Source organism: Roseateles sp. FW301-B2 (genome assembly GCF_058788955.1).
Genome location: NZ_JBYTBE010000026.1, coordinates 66,551 through 80,730, shown reverse-complemented (window position 1 = coordinate 80,730; position 14,180 = coordinate 66,551). Strand labels below are relative to the sequence as shown.

The 14,180-nt window shown below is 67.9% G+C and carries 17 protein-coding genes; 13 read left to right on the top strand and 4 right to left on the bottom strand.

All coding sequences use genetic code 11. The features are described 5' to 3' along the window. A partial coding sequence (locus tag AC3WQY_RS17605) for a hypothetical protein (RefSeq protein WP_492709837.1) occupies positions 1–186 on the bottom strand: 186 nt, incomplete at its 3' end. 143 nt (positions 187–329) lie between these two features. On the opposite strand from AC3WQY_RS17605, the gene edd reads away from it, so the two are divergent. Together edd and AC3WQY_RS17595 are read left to right on the top strand one after the other, a co-directional pair. Beyond that, positions 330–2,159, top strand: coding sequence for a phosphogluconate dehydratase (edd, locus tag AC3WQY_RS17600; RefSeq protein ID WP_492709836.1), 1,830 nt, complete (start codon positions 330–332; stop codon positions 2,157–2,159). Between the two features lie 14 nt (positions 2,160–2,173). Beyond that, a complete protein-coding gene (locus AC3WQY_RS17595; protein WP_492709835.1) occupies positions 2,174–2,809 on the top strand; it encodes a bifunctional 4-hydroxy-2-oxoglutarate aldolase/2-dehydro-3-deoxy-phosphogluconate aldolase in 636 nt (211 codons plus the stop codon). Between the two features lie 4 nt (positions 2,810–2,813). Here the strand turns inward: AC3WQY_RS17595 and AC3WQY_RS17590 are convergent, their stop codons facing one another. Continuing rightward, positions 2,814–3,374, bottom strand: a complete 561-nt coding sequence (locus AC3WQY_RS17590; protein WP_492709834.1) for a PaaI family thioesterase — start codon at positions 3,372–3,374, stop codon at positions 2,814–2,816. A 64-nt stretch (positions 3,375–3,438) separates the two neighbouring features. Here AC3WQY_RS17590 and AC3WQY_RS17585 point away from each other — a divergent pair, with 64 nt between their 5' ends. Both AC3WQY_RS17585 and AC3WQY_RS17580 read left to right on the top strand, forming a co-directional pair. Beyond that, positions 3,439–3,900, top strand: coding sequence for a MarR family winged helix-turn-helix transcriptional regulator (locus tag AC3WQY_RS17585; RefSeq protein ID WP_285232122.1), 462 nt, complete (start codon positions 3,439–3,441; stop codon positions 3,898–3,900). A gap of 12 nt (positions 3,901–3,912) precedes the next feature. Continuing rightward, positions 3,913–4,557 carry a CatA-like O-acetyltransferase gene (locus AC3WQY_RS17580; protein ID WP_492709833.1) on the top strand — a complete coding sequence of 215 codons (645 nt, stop codon included), beginning with the start codon at positions 3,913–3,915 and terminating at the stop codon, positions 4,555–4,557. Here AC3WQY_RS17580 and xth read toward each other — a convergent pair. Further along, the gene (xth, locus tag AC3WQY_RS17575; RefSeq protein ID WP_492709832.1) at positions 4,554–5,321 is read right to left on the bottom strand and encodes an exodeoxyribonuclease III; all 768 of its coding nucleotides are present in this window, start codon (positions 5,319–5,321) and stop codon (positions 4,554–4,556) included. The two genes, AC3WQY_RS17580 and xth, sit on opposite strands and share 4 nt — an antisense overlap. Positions 5,322–5,474: 153 nt before the next feature. On the opposite strand from xth, the gene AC3WQY_RS17570 reads away from it, so the two are divergent. The 8 genes from AC3WQY_RS17570 (at position 5,475) to soxB (ending at position 12,436) form a co-directional block, all read left to right on the top strand. Further along, positions 5,475–5,843 carry an ArsR/SmtB family transcription factor gene (locus AC3WQY_RS17570; RefSeq protein WP_492709831.1) on the top strand — a complete coding sequence of 123 codons (369 nt, stop codon included), beginning with the start codon at positions 5,475–5,477 and terminating at the stop codon, positions 5,841–5,843. Continuing rightward, positions 5,843–7,228, top strand: coding sequence for a sulfite dehydrogenase (soxC, locus tag AC3WQY_RS17565; protein WP_492709830.1), 1,386 nt, complete (start codon positions 5,843–5,845; stop codon positions 7,226–7,228). Before AC3WQY_RS17570 ends, soxC begins: the two co-directional genes overlap by 1 nt. Further along, positions 7,212–8,285, top strand: a complete 1,074-nt coding sequence (locus tag AC3WQY_RS17560; protein WP_492709829.1) for a c-type cytochrome — start codon at positions 7,212–7,214, stop codon at positions 8,283–8,285. Before soxC ends, AC3WQY_RS17560 begins: the two co-directional genes overlap by 17 nt. 83 nt (positions 8,286–8,368) lie before the next feature. Then, entirely contained in the window at positions 8,369–8,833 is a 465-nt protein-coding gene (soxY, locus tag AC3WQY_RS17555) for a thiosulfate oxidation carrier protein SoxY (RefSeq protein WP_492709839.1), read from the top strand. Between the two features lie 45 nt (positions 8,834–8,878). After that, the gene (gene soxZ / locus AC3WQY_RS17550) at positions 8,879–9,190 is read left to right on the top strand and encodes a thiosulfate oxidation carrier complex protein SoxZ (RefSeq protein WP_285232128.1); all 312 of its coding nucleotides are present in this window, start codon (positions 8,879–8,881) and stop codon (positions 9,188–9,190) included. A gap of 49 nt (positions 9,191–9,239) precedes the next feature. Then, a complete protein-coding gene (gene soxA / locus AC3WQY_RS17545) occupies positions 9,240–10,034 on the top strand; it encodes a sulfur oxidation c-type cytochrome SoxA (RefSeq protein WP_492709828.1) in 795 nt (264 codons plus the stop codon). An 11-nt stretch (positions 10,035–10,045) separates the two neighbouring features. Continuing rightward, positions 10,046–10,699 carry a sulfur oxidation c-type cytochrome SoxX gene (soxX, locus tag AC3WQY_RS17540; RefSeq protein ID WP_492709827.1) on the top strand — a complete coding sequence of 218 codons (654 nt, stop codon included), beginning with the start codon at positions 10,046–10,048 and terminating at the stop codon, positions 10,697–10,699. A gap of 3 nt (positions 10,700–10,702) precedes the next feature. Beyond that, on the top strand, positions 10,703–12,436 hold the full coding sequence (gene soxB / locus AC3WQY_RS17535; RefSeq protein ID WP_492709826.1) for a thiosulfohydrolase SoxB: 1,734 nt from the start codon (positions 10,703–10,705) through the stop codon (positions 12,434–12,436). 15 nt (positions 12,437–12,451) lie between these two features. Here soxB and AC3WQY_RS17530 read toward each other — a convergent pair whose 3' ends face one another. Continuing rightward, positions 12,452–12,904, bottom strand: coding sequence for a DsrE family protein (locus tag AC3WQY_RS17530; RefSeq protein ID WP_285232132.1), 453 nt, complete (start codon positions 12,902–12,904; stop codon positions 12,452–12,454). Positions 12,905–13,036: 132 nt separating this feature from the next. Between AC3WQY_RS17530 and AC3WQY_RS17525 the strand changes: the two genes are divergently transcribed. Further along, positions 13,037–14,164: a YeeE/YedE family protein gene (locus tag AC3WQY_RS17525; protein ID WP_492709825.1), complete on the top strand. Its 1,128-nt coding sequence runs from the start codon at positions 13,037–13,039 to the stop codon at positions 14,162–14,164. Positions 14,165–14,180 lie beyond the last annotated feature (16 nt).

The window sequence follows — 14,180 nt, the reverse complement described above, 5'->3', positions numbered from 1 at the left end:
GACATCAAGAATGGCGCGCTGACCCTGTTCACCTACAAGGGCGGTGCGCGCGAGCAGATCGCCGTGGTGCGCTAAGCCAGTCGAGCCTGGTTTGACGACCACCGGATACCGGTAGACGAAGACAGAAGACCGAAGGGCGGCTTCCTCGGCCGCCCGGGCCTCATCCAGACAGGCCCTCTTGGGCATCCCCAGTGACTCCGGGGATGCCCTTTTTTGCGCCCGGCCCAGGCGCTTTCGTACCCCGGCTGTAACCGCAACAGGGTCCGGATCTTGTAATATGGTTACCAATTTCAATCCGGCCGAGTTACATCGGCGCAGGGGCTGACCGTATGACAACCAAGACCGCTCGCTTGATCAGCGAGGTCACCGCGCGCATCCAGGCGCGCAGCGCCGCCACCCGTGAGCGCTATCTGGCCCAGGTGGCACAGCTGGCCGGCCGCAAGCGCGGCGTGGAACGCATGGGCTGCGCGAATGTGGCGCATGCCTTTGCCGCCATGCCCGCCAACGACAAGCTGCGCATCGTGGCCGAGAAGGCGCCGCATCTGGGCATCGTCACCGCCTACAACGACATGCTCTCGGCCCACCAGCCCTACGAGCATTACCCCGAGCTGATACGCGCCGAGGCCCATGCGCAGGGCGCCACCGTGCAGGTGGCGGGCGGCACGCCGGCGATGTGCGATGGCGTCACGCAAGGCCTGCCCGGCATGGAGCTGAGCCTGTTCTCGCGCGACAGCATCGCCATGAGCACCGCCATCGCGCTGAGTCACGATGTCTTTGACGGCGCGCTGCTCTTGGGTATCTGCGACAAGATCGTGCCGGGGCTCTTGATCGGCGCGCTGCATTTCGGCCATCTGCCCTGCGTGTTCGTGCCCGCCGGCCCGATGAGCAGCGGCATCTCCAACAGCGAGAAGGCCAAGGTGCGGGAGCTTTACGCACAAGGCAAGGTGGGGCGCGAGGAGCTGCTGAAGAGCGAGTCCGCCGCCTACCATGGCGCCGGCACCTGCACCTTCTACGGCACCGCCAACAGCAACCAGATGCTGCTGGAGGCCATGGGCCTGCACCTGCCTGGCGCGGCCTTCGTGCATCCGCAGGACGACTTGCGTGAGCAGCTCACTCGCGCCGCGGTGCGCCAGGCCCTCAGCATCACCGCCAAGGGCAACTACACGCCGATCGGCCGCCTGGTGGACGAGCGCTGCATCGTCAACGCCATGGTCGCGCTGCTCGCCACCGGCGGCTCCACCAACCACCTGATCCATTGGGTGGCGGTGGCGCGCTCGGCCGGCATCCTGATCGACTGGACCGATTTCTCCGAGCTCTCGGCCGCCGTGCCGCTGCTGGCGCGCGTCTATCCGAACGGCAGCGCCGATGTGAACCAGTTCCAGGCCGCCGGCGGCCCCGGCTTCGTGATCCGCGAGCTGCTGCAGGCCGGCCTGATGCACGAGGACGTGCTGACCGTCGCCGGCCCCAGCCTGCAGGCCTATGGCCGCGTGCCCAGCCTGGGTGCCGATGGCAAGCCGCAGTGGCAGGCGCTGCCCGAGGGCTCCGGCGACGAGGGCGTGGTGCGCACCGCGGCCGCCCCCTTCAGCGCCAGCGGCGGCCTCAAGCTGCTGGCCGGCAATCTGGGCCGTGCCGTCATCAAGGTCTCGGCGGTGCCGGAAGACCGCCATGTGATCGAGGCGCCGGCGCGCATCTTCACCGACCAGGAATCCATGCAGGCGGCCTTCAAGGCCGGCGAGCTGGACCGCGACGTGGTGGTGGTGGTGCGTTTCCAGGGCCCGCAGGCCAATGGCATGCCCGAGCTGCACAAGCTCACGCCGCCGCTGGCGGTGCTGCAGGGCAAGGGCTTCAAGGTCGCGCTGGTGACCGACGGCCGCATGAGCGGCGCCTCCGGCAAGGTGCCGGCCGCCATCCATGTGAGCCCCGAGGCCCTGGCAGGCGGCCCCTTGGCCAGGCTGCGCGATGGCGATCTGGTGCGCATGGATGCCGTCAGCGGCGAGCTGCAGGCCCTGGTGCCCGAGGCCGAGTGGGCGCAGCGTGCGCTCGCCAGCATCGCGCCCGAGCAGCAGGCCGAGAACGGCGCCGGCCTCGGCCGCGAGCTGTTTGCCGGCCTGCGCCGCAACGTCAAGAGCGCCGAAGAAGGCGCGATCACCTGGCTCTGACCTTAGGAAGCGACATGAGCGACGGAAAAGGAACCCTCAGCCTGGCCGCCCACGGCCCCGTGATCCCGGTGATCGTGATCCAGCGCCTGGAAGATGCCGTGCCGCTGGCCCAGGCCTTGGTGGCCGGCGGCGTGCGCGTGCTGGAAGTGACGCTGCGCACACCGGTGGCGCTGGCAGCGATGGAGGCGATGGCGCGCGCCGTGCCCGAGGCCATCGTCGGCGCCGGCACCCTGCGCACGGTGGCCGATGTGGTGGCGGCCAAGAACGCCGGCTGCCAGTTCGGCGTCAGCCCCGGCTATACCGATGCCATGGGTGCGGCCTGCCAGGCGCAAGACCTGCCCCTCCTGCCCGGCGTGTCCACCGCCAGCGAGGTGATGCAGGCGAATGCCGCGGGCTATGGCTTTCTCAAGCTGTTCCCGGCCACCGCGGTGGGTGGGGTGAACCTGCTCAAGGCGCTGGCGGGGCCTTTCCCGGACGTGGCTTTCTGCCCCACTGGCGGCATCACGCCCGAAAGTGCGCCGCAATTCCTGGCGCTGCCGAACGTGAAGGTCTGCGGCGGCTCCTGGCTGACACCGGCCGATGCCATCGAGGCCGGCGACTGGGCCCGCATCACGCGCCTGGCCCAGGCCACGCACGCCTTGCGGGGCTGAGGGCTCAGGCCCTGGCTTCGAACACCAGGCAGGTGGTGCTGGCATGGGCATAGAGCTTGCCGTCATGCCCCACCAGGCGCGCCTCGGCGGTGGCCACCTGGCGCCCGCCATGGGTGACCTCGCCGATCGCGCGCACCAGCGGCACGCGGTCTGACAGCGCCCGCACCAGGTTCACCTTGAACTCCAGCGTGGTGTAGGCGCGCCCCGGCTCCAGGCTGGTGTGCACCGCGCAGCCCAGCGCCGAATCGAGCAGGGTGGCGAACCAGCCGCCGTGCACGGTGCCCAGCGGGTTGTAATGCTTGCGCTGCGGCCGGCCCTGGAACACCGCGCGGCCATGCGCCACCTCGATGAGGCAGAAGTCCAGGGTGTGCGAAATCGGCGGCGGCGGGAATTCGCCGTTCAGCATGGCCTGCATCTGCTGCAGGCCGGTCAGGCCCGCCAACTGCTCGGGCCGCGCCAGCCCATGTTCCGGGCGTAGCCGGGCGCGTACCGTGGCCTCGTCGGCCTGCCATTGGGCCAGCAGTTCGTCCGCCACGGAGGGGGCTGGGTTTGTGCGTGCGTCCATCGTTGATTCCAATGTTTGTACCTGCAACTATTGCAGCTGCAATCATCGCCACTACAATGCCGGCATGTCAAGCAAACCCGCGACAGCAGCAAAGCCCGCGCCGAAGCAAGGCCCGCAGGGCTGCACCAATTTCAAGCTGCGCCAGCTGACGCGCCTGGTGTCGCAGCATTGCGAGACCCATTTCGCCGAGACCGGGCTCAAGACCACGCAGTACTCGCTGCTCGCCCACATCGACCAGCTCGGCCCGGTGCAGCCCAGCGAGCTGGCGCGGCGCATGGATCTGGATGTCTCCACGCTCTCGCGCAATGTGCAGGGCCTGGTGGCAGCCGGGCTGGTGGAACTGGCCGAGGGCGATGACGCGCGCAGCCACCGCCTGCAGCTGACCGAGGCCGGCCGCGCCAAGCGCCAGGCCATGAAGGGCAGCTGGAAGCGTGCCCAGCTCTCGCTCAACGACAGGCTGGGCGATGCCAAGGTCGCGCAGCTGCATGCCCTGCTGGACGAGTGCCTGGAGCTGATGCGCGGCTGATAGCATGCCCCCATGCCCCGCGTCATTGACTTGCCCAACTGGCCACGCCGCCACAGCTTCGAGTTCTTCCGCCAACTCAACCAGCCTTATTTCAGCCTCTGCACGCGCGTGGAGCTGAGCGGCCTGCTGGCCCGCGCCAAGGCGCAGGCCGAGGCCACGCCCTTCCTGGCCTACCACCACGCCTTGCTGGCCACGGCCAACGAGTTCGCCTGCTTCCGCCAGCGCATCGTCGATGGCCAGGTGATCGAGTACGGGCAGGTTGACGCCAGCACCACGGTGCTGCGCAGCGATGAAAGCCTGGCCTTTGCCGATCTGGCCTATCACGCCGATTTCGGCCGCTTCGTGCGCGAGGCGCGGGCCAGCCTGGCGGCGGCACGTGCCTCCGACCCGGATGCCATCGTCAGCAACAAGCTGCCGCGCCAGGACATGATCCACACCACCGTGATCCCCTGGCTGAGCTTCAGCAGCTTCTCGCACCCGCGCCAGCTGGGCAGCGGGGACGCCATCCCCAAGTTCGCGCTGGGCCGCTACGAGCCCGAGCCCGGCAGCAGCCGGCTATGGATGCCGGTGCATGTGGAGGTGCACCACGCGCTGATGGACGGCCTGCATGTGGGCCGCTTCTTCGAGGCCTTGCAGGCCCGGATGAGCCAGGGCTAGAGCTCGATCTCGACCAGCACCGGCGCGTGGTCGCTGGGCCGCTCGTTCTTGCGCGGCAGCTTGTCGATCACGCAAGACTTCACCGCGCCCTTGAGCGCCGCGCTGACCAGGATGTGGTCGATGCGCAGGCCCTGGTTCTTGCGGAAGGCGAGGTTGCGGTAGTCCCACCAGCTCCAGCTCTTGGCCGGCTGCTCGAAGAGCCGGAAGGCGTCGCTCAGGCCCAGGCCCAGCAAGGCCTGGAAATGGGCGCGCTCCTCGGGCGTGCAATGGATCTGGCCGGCCCAGGCCACCGGGTCGTAGACATCGCGATCCTCGGGGGCGATGTTGAAGTCGCCCATCAGCACCAGCTTGTCATGCGTCTGCAGCTCCTGGCGCAGCCAGTCCTGCAGGGCCTGCAGCCAGCCCATCTTGTACTGGAACTTGTCGCTGTCGGGCGCCTGCCCGTTGGGGAAATAGCCGCCCACCACGCGCACGCCGGCCACGGTGCCGGCGATCATGCGCGCCTGCTCGTCGGCGAAGCCGGGGATGTTCTTCACCACCGCGCTGGCCGGAGTCTTGCTGATCAGGGCCACGCCGTTGTAGGTCTTCTGGCCGAACCACTGCACCTGGTAGCCGGCCGCGCCGATCTCCATGGTGGGGAATTTGTCGTCGGTGAGCTTGGTTTCCTGCAGCACCAGGGCATCGACCGGATTCGCGGCCAGCCAGTCGAGCAGCTGCGGCAGGCGCACGGCCAGGGAGTTGACGTTCCAGGTGGCGAGTTTCATGGGTGACAGAGGGGCTGGGGCAGGGCCATGGGGCCGGTGGTGCCCGATGTTAACTGCCTGCCAGGGGCTGCCCCAGGGCGCACGGCGGGTCGGTGGAAATACTTAATCCGAGTACTTTCTTTGCGGCGAATATTCGGGCATAGTGATGTACGCATGAATAGCGGCAACCACGATGAACTGCGCGATCGGGTGTTCGATAGCGCCTCGGCCTTGTTTGCCGTGTTGGCGGCACCCTGCCGGGTTCGCATCGTGGGCGAGCTGTGTCAGGGCGAGCGCAACGTCGGCGAGTTGCTGGCCCTGGTGGGCGGCAGCCAGCCGAACCTGTCGCATCACCTGCGGGCACTGTTCGAGGCCGGTGTGGTGACGCGGCGACGTGCCGGCGCCAAGGTGTATTACCGCGTGGTGCCGGGGCGCTCCCAGGCATTGCGCGAGATGCTGCAGGGCCTGGGCGTGCTGGGGCAGGCAGCGGCGGGCGGCACGGCGGAAGCGCCGGACGGTCCGCATGAAGCGAAGGAGTGGTAGTGAGTTCTGACGACAAGCCAAGGGGCCGGCTGATCAAGGCGCCCGAGAACTTCCTGGATCCGGCGGGCATACGCCAGGTCTTTGCCGAGGCCAAGAGCGGGCGGCGCGACTTCATGCGCAAGGCCTTTGTGGCGGCCGGAGCCGCGGCAGGTGCAGCAGTTGCGCCGATGGCGCTGGCCACCTCCAACCCGGTGCAGGCCGGCGAGGGCGACCCCAACATCCTCAGCCTGCCCGAGCACAGCAAGGGCCTGGGTCAGGCGGTGGCGACCGAGGGCTATGGCAAGCCCTCCAGGTACGAGGCCAATGTGCAGCGCCGCCAGAGTCCGGGCTTGACCCAGACGGCGCAGGCCTCGGTATCGTTCGCGCCCCTGCAGTCGCTGTTCGGCATCGTCACGCCCAGCGGCCTGCATTTCGAACGCCACCACCAGGGCTGGTGGGACATCGACCCGTCCAAGCACCGCCTGATGCTCAACGGCTCCGACGCCAGCATGCTGAAGAAGGCCATGGTCTTCACGATGGACGAGCTGATGCGCCTGCCCTCGGTGTCGCGCTTCCACTTCATCGAGTGCGGTGCCAACACTGGCATGGAATGGGGCAATGTGGCCGTGCCCACGGTGCAGTACTCGCACGGCATGCTCAGCTGCAGCGAGTTCACCGGCGTGCCGCTGCGCATCCTGCTGGACCTGGCGGGCGTGGACTACAAGAAGGCCCGCTACGTGCTGGCCGAGGGCGCCGATGGCTCCTCGATGACGCGCACCATCCCGATGGAGATGGTCGAGAGCGGTGAGGTGCTGGTGGCCTATGGCCAGAACGGCGAGATGCTGCGGCCCGAGCAGGGCTACCCGCTGCGCCTGGTGGTGCCGGGTGTGCAAGGTGTCAGCTGGGTCAAGTATCTGCGCCGCATCGAAGTGGGCGACCAGCCCTATGCCAGCAAGGACGAGGCGGTGCACTACATCGACCTGGTGCCGGGCGGTCAACACCGCCAGTACAGCAGCGTCCAGGAATGCAAGAGCGTGGTGACCACGCCCTCGGGCGGCCAGGTGCTGCTGGACCAGGGCTTCTACAACATCAGCGGCCTGGCCTGGTCGGGGCGTGGCCGCATCAAGCGGGTGGACGTGTCGGTGGACGGTGGCCGCAACTGGCGCAGCGCGCGCCTGGAGGGCGCGGTGCTGCCCAAGTGCCTGACCCGCTTCAACATCGACTGGGTGTGGGACGGCAAGCCCGCCCTGATCCAGAGCCGCGCCATGGACGAGACCGGCTATGTGCAGCCCAGCTACAAGCAGTTGCGCGAGGTGCGCGGCACCCGCTCGATCTATCACAACAATGCCGTGCAGACCTGGCTGGTGCAGGAAGACGGGGAGGTGAAGAATGTCCAGCTCTCCTAAGTTCGCGATGTTGGGCCTGCTCGGCACGCTGCTGCTGGCAACGGCGGCGCTGGCGCAGCCGGCCAGAGACTTCCCCGGCGTCGGCCGCGCCGCCACACCCAAGGAAATCGCTGCCTGGGACATCGACGTGCGCCCCGACTTCAAGGGCCTGCCCAAGGGCAGCGGCTCGGTGGCGAGGGGCCAGGAGGTCTGGGAGGGCAAATGCGCCCAATGCCATGGCATCTTCGGCGAAAGCGGCGAGGTGTTCGCGCCCCTGGTGGGCGGCACCACGCCCGAGGACATCAAGACCGGCCATGTGGCCAGGCTCAACGATCCCAGCTTCCCAGGTCGCACCACCTTGATGAAGGTGGCCACCGTATCGACGCTGTGGGACTACATCAACCGCGCCATGCCCTGGACGGCGCCGAAGAGCCTGAGCACCGAGGAGGTCTACAGCGTGACCGCCTTCCTGCTCAATCTGGGCGGCATCGTGCCCGAGGACTTCGTGCTGTCGGACCAGAACATCGGCGCCGTGCAGCAGCGCATGCCCAATCGCAAGGGCATGACGCTGGACCATGCGCTGTGGCCTGGCAAGGGCCTCACCAAGGCCAAGGCCCCCGACACCCGTGCCCAGGCCTGCATGAAGGATTGCCCGGCGGAAGCGAAGATCAGCTCCTTCCTGCCCGACCACGCCCGCAACGCGCATGGCAACCTGGCGGAGCAGAACCGGGCGGTCGGGCCCCAGCATGGCGCCGACACCAGCAAGCCCTCGGGCGCGCCCCCGCAGCGCCGGGCCGAGCCCGCGCCGGCGCCCAAGGTCGCGGGCGCACCGACGGCCCTGCTGAACAAGAACAGCTGCAGCGCCTGCCACGCGCTGGCCAGCAAGCTGGTGGGCCCCTCGTTCCAGGAGATTGCGAAGAAGCATGGCGAGCGCAGTGACGCAATCGCCTATCTTTCGGGCAAGATCCGCTCCGGCGGCGTGGGTGTGTGGGGCCAGATCCCGATGCCGGCGCAGACGCTCAGCGATGCCGATGCCGCGACCATCGCGCAGTGGCTCAAGAGCGGCGCCCCGCGCTGATTTTCTTTATTCCCCAGGGGCGTGGCGGCGGCCGGCGCTCCCTCGTTTGACAGGCAAGGATCAAGGAGACCGAAATGATTGAGATGAATCGCAGAGAGCTGATGGCCAGCAGCGCCAAGGTGGCATCGCTGATGCTTGCCAGCGGCGTATTCGGCAAGGCGGCGCAGGCCGCCGGCGACGCTGCCGGCAAGGGCGCCTTCGAGGCCAAGAGCCTGGCCGATGTGGTGAAGGCGCTGGGCTATGGCGCGCCCACCGAAAGCAAGGACGTGAGCATCACCGCGCCCGACATCGCCGAGAACGGCGCCGTCGTGCCGCTGGGTGCGACCACCACCGCGGCCGGCGTCAAGCAGATGCTGCTGCTGGTGGAGAAGAACCCCTCGGTGCTGGCCGCGCTGTTCAACGTCAGCCCGGAAGTGGAAGCCAGTTTCTCGACGCGCGTGAAGATGGGCCAGTCCTCCAACGTCTACGCGGTGGCGGTGACCAACGACAACAAGGTGCTGTACGCGCTGAAGGAAGTCAAGGTCACGCTGGGTGGTTGCGGCGGTTGATGCCGGCCCCCGATTTTTCAGAACTCAGCTAATCAGGAGCAAGACATGGCAGATCCGATGCGAATCCGTGCGCAAGCCGCTGGCGACAAGGCCACCGTGCGCGTGTTGATGGCTCATGAAATGGAAAGCGGTCAGCGCAAGGACGCGGCCGGCAAGACCATCCCGGCCTGGTACATCAACGAGGTGAGTGCCGCGCTGAACGGCAAGGTGGTGTTGACGGCGGAATGGGGCCCCTCGGTCTCGAAGAACCCCTTCCTGCAATTCGTCATCAAGGGCGCCAAGGCCGGCGACAAGGTGCAGGTGTCCTGGACCGACAACAAGGGCGACAAGCGCAGCGACGAAGCCACCGTGTCGTGAACCCCACCGGGCCAGAGAAGCCCGGCCAGACGAACAACAGGAGACAAGCATGAAGCATTGGAGTTGGGTGGCCGCCCTGGCCTTGCTGCCCGGACTGGCCTGCGCCCAGAAGACGGCGGCGGATTCGATTGCCGAATACCGCGCCTTGCTGGCGGACGGCAACCCGGCCGAGTTGTTCGAGGCCAAGGGCGAGGATCTCTGGAAGGCCAAGCGCGGCCCCAAGAACGCGTCGCTGGAGCGCTGCGATCTGGGGCAGGGCGCTGGCGTCGTGAAGGGCGCGTTCGTGCGCCTGCCGCGCTGGTTCGCCGATACCCAGCGGGTGCAGGATCTGGAGTCGCGCCTGCTGACCTGCATGAGCACGCTGCAGGGGCTGGATGCCGAGGCGATTGCCAAGACGCCCTTCGGCAAGGGCGAGCAGGCGAATATGGAGGCCCTGGTCGCGTGGATCTCGGCCGAGTCGCGCGGCCAGCGCATGCAGCTGCCGCAGGCCCATGCGGCCGAGCAGCGCATGTACGAACTCGGCAAGCGTGCCTTCTTCTTCCGCGGCGGGCCGATGGATTTCTCCTGCGCCTCCTGCCACGGTGAGGACGGCAAGCGCATCCGCCTGCAGGACCTGCCCAACCTCACCAAGAACCCGGGCGATGGCGTGGGCTTTGCGGCCTGGCCGGCCTACCGCGTCTCCAGCGGCGAGCTGTGGGGCATGCAGCGGCGGCTGAACGATTGCTACCGCCAGCAGCGCTTCCCCTATCCGGGCTATGCCTCCGAGGTCACCATCGCCCTGGCCGTGTACATGGGCGTGAACGCCAAGGGTGCCGAGTCCATCGCCCCGGCCATCAAGCGCTGAAGGAGACGCAAATGAACAAACGCTTTGTTTGGGCTGCTGTTGCAGCCTTGGCGCTGGGTGCGGCGGGTTGCGCCAGCCTGCCTGGCCAGCCCACGGCGGCCGAGCTGGACGCCCAGGCCCTGGCGATGCTGAAGGCCTCGTTCCGCGACGAGGGCATCGCCACCACCAAGCGCCTGGAACAGGACCTCGGCCAACAGGCCTGCTCGGCCGAGAGCGCGCCGCCCGAAGGGGTGGCCAAGCGCGTCGAGGCCGAGGCGCTGGCCTCGATCAAGTGGCCGGCGGGCGGACAGTATCTGGGCGACTGGCGCGAGGGCGAGAAGCTGGCGCAGAACGGCCGCGGCATGACCTGGACCGACAAGTCCGCGGCGCCTGCCGCCAACGGCGCCAACTGCTACAACTGCCACCAGATCAGCAAGGAAGAGGTGTCCTTCGGCACCATCGGCCCCAGCCTCTACAACTACGGCAAGATCCGCGGCGTGAAGGACCCGGCCGATCCGGCCAGCGCCGCCATCGTGCAATACACCTGGGGCAAGCTGTGGAACTCCAAGGCCTACAACGCCTGTTCCAACATGCCGCGTTTCGGCCACGCTGGCCTGCTCAATGAGGAGCAGCTGCGCCATGTGATGGCGCTGATCCTCGACCCCCGTTCGCCGGTGAACCAGTAAGCCATGAGTCTCAGCAAACGTGAATTCCTCCAGGTCATGTCCGCCGCCTCGGTGGCGGGCATGGGGCTCGGCCGTTATGCCGATGCCGATGCGGCGACGGCAGAGCAGGGGCTCTATGAGCTGCCGCGCTTCGGTCAGGTGTCCTTCCTGCACATGACGGACTGCCATGCGCAGCTCAAGCCGATCTACTTCCGCGAGCCGAATGTGAACTTGGGGCTAGCCGGCATGCGCGGCCAAAGCCCCCATGTGGTGGGCGAGGGCATGCTGAAGGCGGCCGGCGTGCGGCCCGGCACGGCGCTGGCCCATGCCTTCACCTACCTGGACTTCGAGCGCGCCGCGCGCCGCTACGGCAAGGTGGGCGGCTTCGCCCACCTCAGCACCCTGGTCAAGCGCATGAAGGCCAGCCGCCCCGGTGCCCTGCTGCTGGACGGCGGCGACACCTGGCAGGGCTCGGCCACCTCGCTGTGGACCAATGCCCAGGACATGGTCGACGCCTGCAAGCTGCTGGGCGTGGACGTGATGACCGGCCACTGGGAGTTCACCTATGGCATGGAGCGGGTGAAGGAGATCCTTGAGAAGGACTTCAAGGGCAAGCTCGATTTCGTGGCGCAGAACGTCAAGACCAATGACTTCGGTGATCCGGTGTTCGCGCCCTATGTGATGCGCGAGATGAACGGCGTGCAGTGCGCCATCATCGGCCAGGCCTTCCCCTACACGCCGATCGCCAACCCGCGCTACATGGTGGCCGACTGGGCCTTCGGCATCCAGGACGAGAACATGCAGGCCATGGTCGACGAGGTGCGTGCCAAGGGCGCCAAGGTGGTGGTGGTGCTCTCGCACAACGGCATGGACGTGGACCTGAAGATGGCCTCGCGGGTGCGCGGCATCGATGCCATCCTGGGCGGTCACACGCACGACGGCGTGCCGGTGCCGGTGCAGGTCAAGAATGCCGGCGGCACCACCCTGGTGACGAATGCCGGCAGCAATGGCAAGTTCCTCGGCGTGTTGGACTTCGAGGTGAAGGACGGCCGCGTGGCCGACTTCCGCTACAAGCTGCTGCCGATCTTCTCCAATATGCTCAAGGCGGATCCGGACATGGCGGCGCTGATCGAGAAGATCCGCAAGCCCTATGAGGCCAAGCTGAACGAGCAACTGGCGGTGAGCGACGGCCTGCTGTACCGCCGCGGCAATTTCAACGGCAGCTGGGACCAGCTGATCGTCGATGCCTTGATCGAGGTGCAGGGCGCCGACATCGCCTTCTCGCCCGGCTTCCGCTGGGGCACGACGCTGCTGCCGGGCGACGTGATCACGCGCGAGCTGATGATGGACCAGCTCGCCACCACCTATTCCTACGCCACCGTCACGTCCATGAGCGGCGCCATGATCAAGACGGTGCTGGAAGACGTGTGCGACAACCTCTTCAATCCCGACCCTTATTACCAGCAGGGCGGCGACATGGTGCGCGTGGGCGGCCTGAGCTACAGCTGCGAGCCCGGGGCCGCGATGGGCAGGCGCATCCAGGACATGCGCCTGCACGGCAAGCCCATCGATGCCGACAAGCTCTACAAGGTGGCCGGCTGGGCCCCGGTGGCCGAAGAGGCCGCCAGCATGCCGGGCACGCGCATGGTGTGGGACGTGGTCGAGCAGTGGCTGAAGAGCCAAGGCCGCGTCAGCAGCCGCAAGCTCAACACGCCCAGGCTGCTGGGCGTGCAGGGCAACCCGGGCCTGGCGGCCTGAGCGGCCCGAGCGACATCAGGGATGCAGGTAGACGAAGCCCTCGCGCGCCTGCAACCTGGCCACCTCGGCCACGCCCGAGGGCACGATCTTGGCTTCCATTGCCACCTTGTCGGGCGAGATCTTGCGTGCGGCAAGGGTGTTGTTGCAGACCCTGAATTCCACACCCTGGCCGGCCAGATCGCCGATGGCGCCAGCGAAGGGCTGGCCCTGCGGGGTGTTGGCGCCGTCGAGCAGGAAGTCGATGCCCGCGCCATGGCTCACCACCACGATCTTCGCCGTTGGGTCGGCCGCCAGATGGTTGCGAATATTGCCCATGGCCCTGGCGGCCTGGGCCACGCCCTCGCTCAGGTGGTAGACCACCTTGACGCCCGCATCGGCGGCAAGGGCGGTTGCCGCGGGCAGGGCCAACGACAGGCTCAGGCCCAGCGCGGCAAGGCCACGCACCAGCATTCGGCGTTGAATTGACATGGATCACTCCTTGAGGTTCCGCAGGCTCTATACATCAGCAGCTGCGCATATTAGGATTTAAAAGCAAATTGTCCCGAATTGATCTGGGGCAAACGCGCATAGCCGAAGCAAAAGCAGATCAAGGCCGCCATCATGCCGCTGGAATCCATCCTCGAATCGCTCGGTCAGGCCAAGGCCCTGGCCGGTGGCGGGCTGATCATCGGTTTTGTGTTCGGCTTCTTTGCCCAGCGTTCGCGTTTCTGCCTGCGTTCGGCCACGATCGAGTTCTCGCGCGGCGCGCCGGGCGGCAAGCTGACGGTGTGGTTGTTTGCCTTTGCCACCGCCTTGCTGTCCACCCAGGCGCTGATCGCGCTGGGCCAGGCCGATGTCAGCGCGGCGCGCCAGCTGGCGGCGCGCGGCAGCCTCTCGGGCGCGGCGATCGGCGGCGCGCTGTTCGGCATCGGCATGATTCTGGCGCGCGGCTGCTCCAGCCGCCTGCTGGTGCTGGCCGCGCAGGGCAATCTGCGCTCGGTGCTGTCGGGCCTGGTGTTCGCGGTCACCGCGCAGGCCGCCTGGACCGGCGTGCTGGCCCCGTTGCGCGAGCTGATCTCGGCCTGGTGGACGGTGGAGGGTGGCGCGGCGCGCGACCTCATCGCCATCACCGGCATCGGCCGCGGCGGGGCCTTGCTCTTTGCCGCCGTCTGGCTCGCGGCGGCGGTGCGCTGGGCCTGGCACCAGCGTGTGCCCGCCTGGGGTTGGGCCGGCGCCATCATGGTGGGCCTGGCGATCGGCGCGGCCTGGTGGTTCACCTCCTATGTGGCGCTGCTGGGCTTGGACGCGGAGGCCGCACCGGTGCAGGCCCTGAGCTTCACCGGCCCCTCGGCCGAGGTGCTGACGCGGGTGCTGTTCGCCCCTGGCAAGCCGCCCACCTTCGACCTGGGCCTGGTGCCCGGCGTGTTCCTGGGCTCCTTCCTGGCCGCCGCGCTGTTTCGCGAGCTGAAGCTGGAGGGCTTTGCCGGCGGCGCCAGCATGCGGCGTTACCTGGTGGGTGCGGTGTTGATGGGTTTCGGCGGCATGCTGGCGGGTGGCTGCGCGGTCGGCGCGGGCCTGTCGGGCGCGGCGGTGTTCACCGTCACCTCCTGGGTCACCCTGTCCTGCATGTGGGGCGCCGCGGCCCTCACCGATCACTGGGTCGATCGCCGTGCCGAGCGCCTGGCCGCCCAGCCCGTGGCCGCCCTGGATCAGGCGGTGCCCCAGTTCTCCCGCAGCTTCAGGGCCTGATGCCCTAGAGTGAGGT

Excerpts from the sequence above, each read along its gene's own strand:
- edd (WP_492709836.1), top strand. The coding sequence starts at position 330 with ATGACAACCAAGACCGCTCGCTTGATCAGCGAGGTCACCGCGCGCATC.
- AC3WQY_RS17595 (WP_492709835.1), top strand. The coding sequence starts at position 2,174 with ATGAGCGACGGAAAAGGAACCCTCAGCCTGGCCGCCCACGGCCCCGTG.
- AC3WQY_RS17590 (WP_492709834.1), bottom strand. The coding sequence starts at position 3,374 with ATGGACGCACGCACAAACCCAGCCCCCTCCGTGGCGGACGAACTGCTG.
- AC3WQY_RS17585 (WP_285232122.1), top strand. The coding sequence starts at position 3,439 with ATGTCAAGCAAACCCGCGACAGCAGCAAAGCCCGCGCCGAAGCAAGGC.
- AC3WQY_RS17580 (WP_492709833.1), top strand. The coding sequence starts at position 3,913 with ATGCCCCGCGTCATTGACTTGCCCAACTGGCCACGCCGCCACAGCTTC.
- xth (WP_492709832.1), bottom strand. The coding sequence starts at position 5,321 with ATGAAACTCGCCACCTGGAACGTCAACTCCCTGGCCGTGCGCCTGCCG.
- AC3WQY_RS17570 (WP_492709831.1), top strand. The coding sequence starts at position 5,475 with ATGAATAGCGGCAACCACGATGAACTGCGCGATCGGGTGTTCGATAGC.
- AC3WQY_RS17560 (WP_492709829.1), top strand. The coding sequence starts at position 7,212 with ATGTCCAGCTCTCCTAAGTTCGCGATGTTGGGCCTGCTCGGCACGCTG.
- soxY (WP_492709839.1), top strand. The coding sequence starts at position 8,369 with ATGAATCGCAGAGAGCTGATGGCCAGCAGCGCCAAGGTGGCATCGCTG.
- soxZ (WP_285232128.1), top strand. The coding sequence starts at position 8,879 with ATGGCAGATCCGATGCGAATCCGTGCGCAAGCCGCTGGCGACAAGGCC.
- soxA (WP_492709828.1), top strand. The coding sequence starts at position 9,240 with ATGAAGCATTGGAGTTGGGTGGCCGCCCTGGCCTTGCTGCCCGGACTG.
- soxX (WP_492709827.1), top strand. The coding sequence starts at position 10,046 with ATGAACAAACGCTTTGTTTGGGCTGCTGTTGCAGCCTTGGCGCTGGGT.
- soxB (WP_492709826.1), top strand. The coding sequence starts at position 10,703 with ATGAGTCTCAGCAAACGTGAATTCCTCCAGGTCATGTCCGCCGCCTCG.
- AC3WQY_RS17530 (WP_285232132.1), bottom strand. The coding sequence starts at position 12,904 with ATGTCAATTCAACGCCGAATGCTGGTGCGTGGCCTTGCCGCGCTGGGC.
- AC3WQY_RS17525 (WP_492709825.1), top strand. The coding sequence starts at position 13,037 with ATGCCGCTGGAATCCATCCTCGAATCGCTCGGTCAGGCCAAGGCCCTG.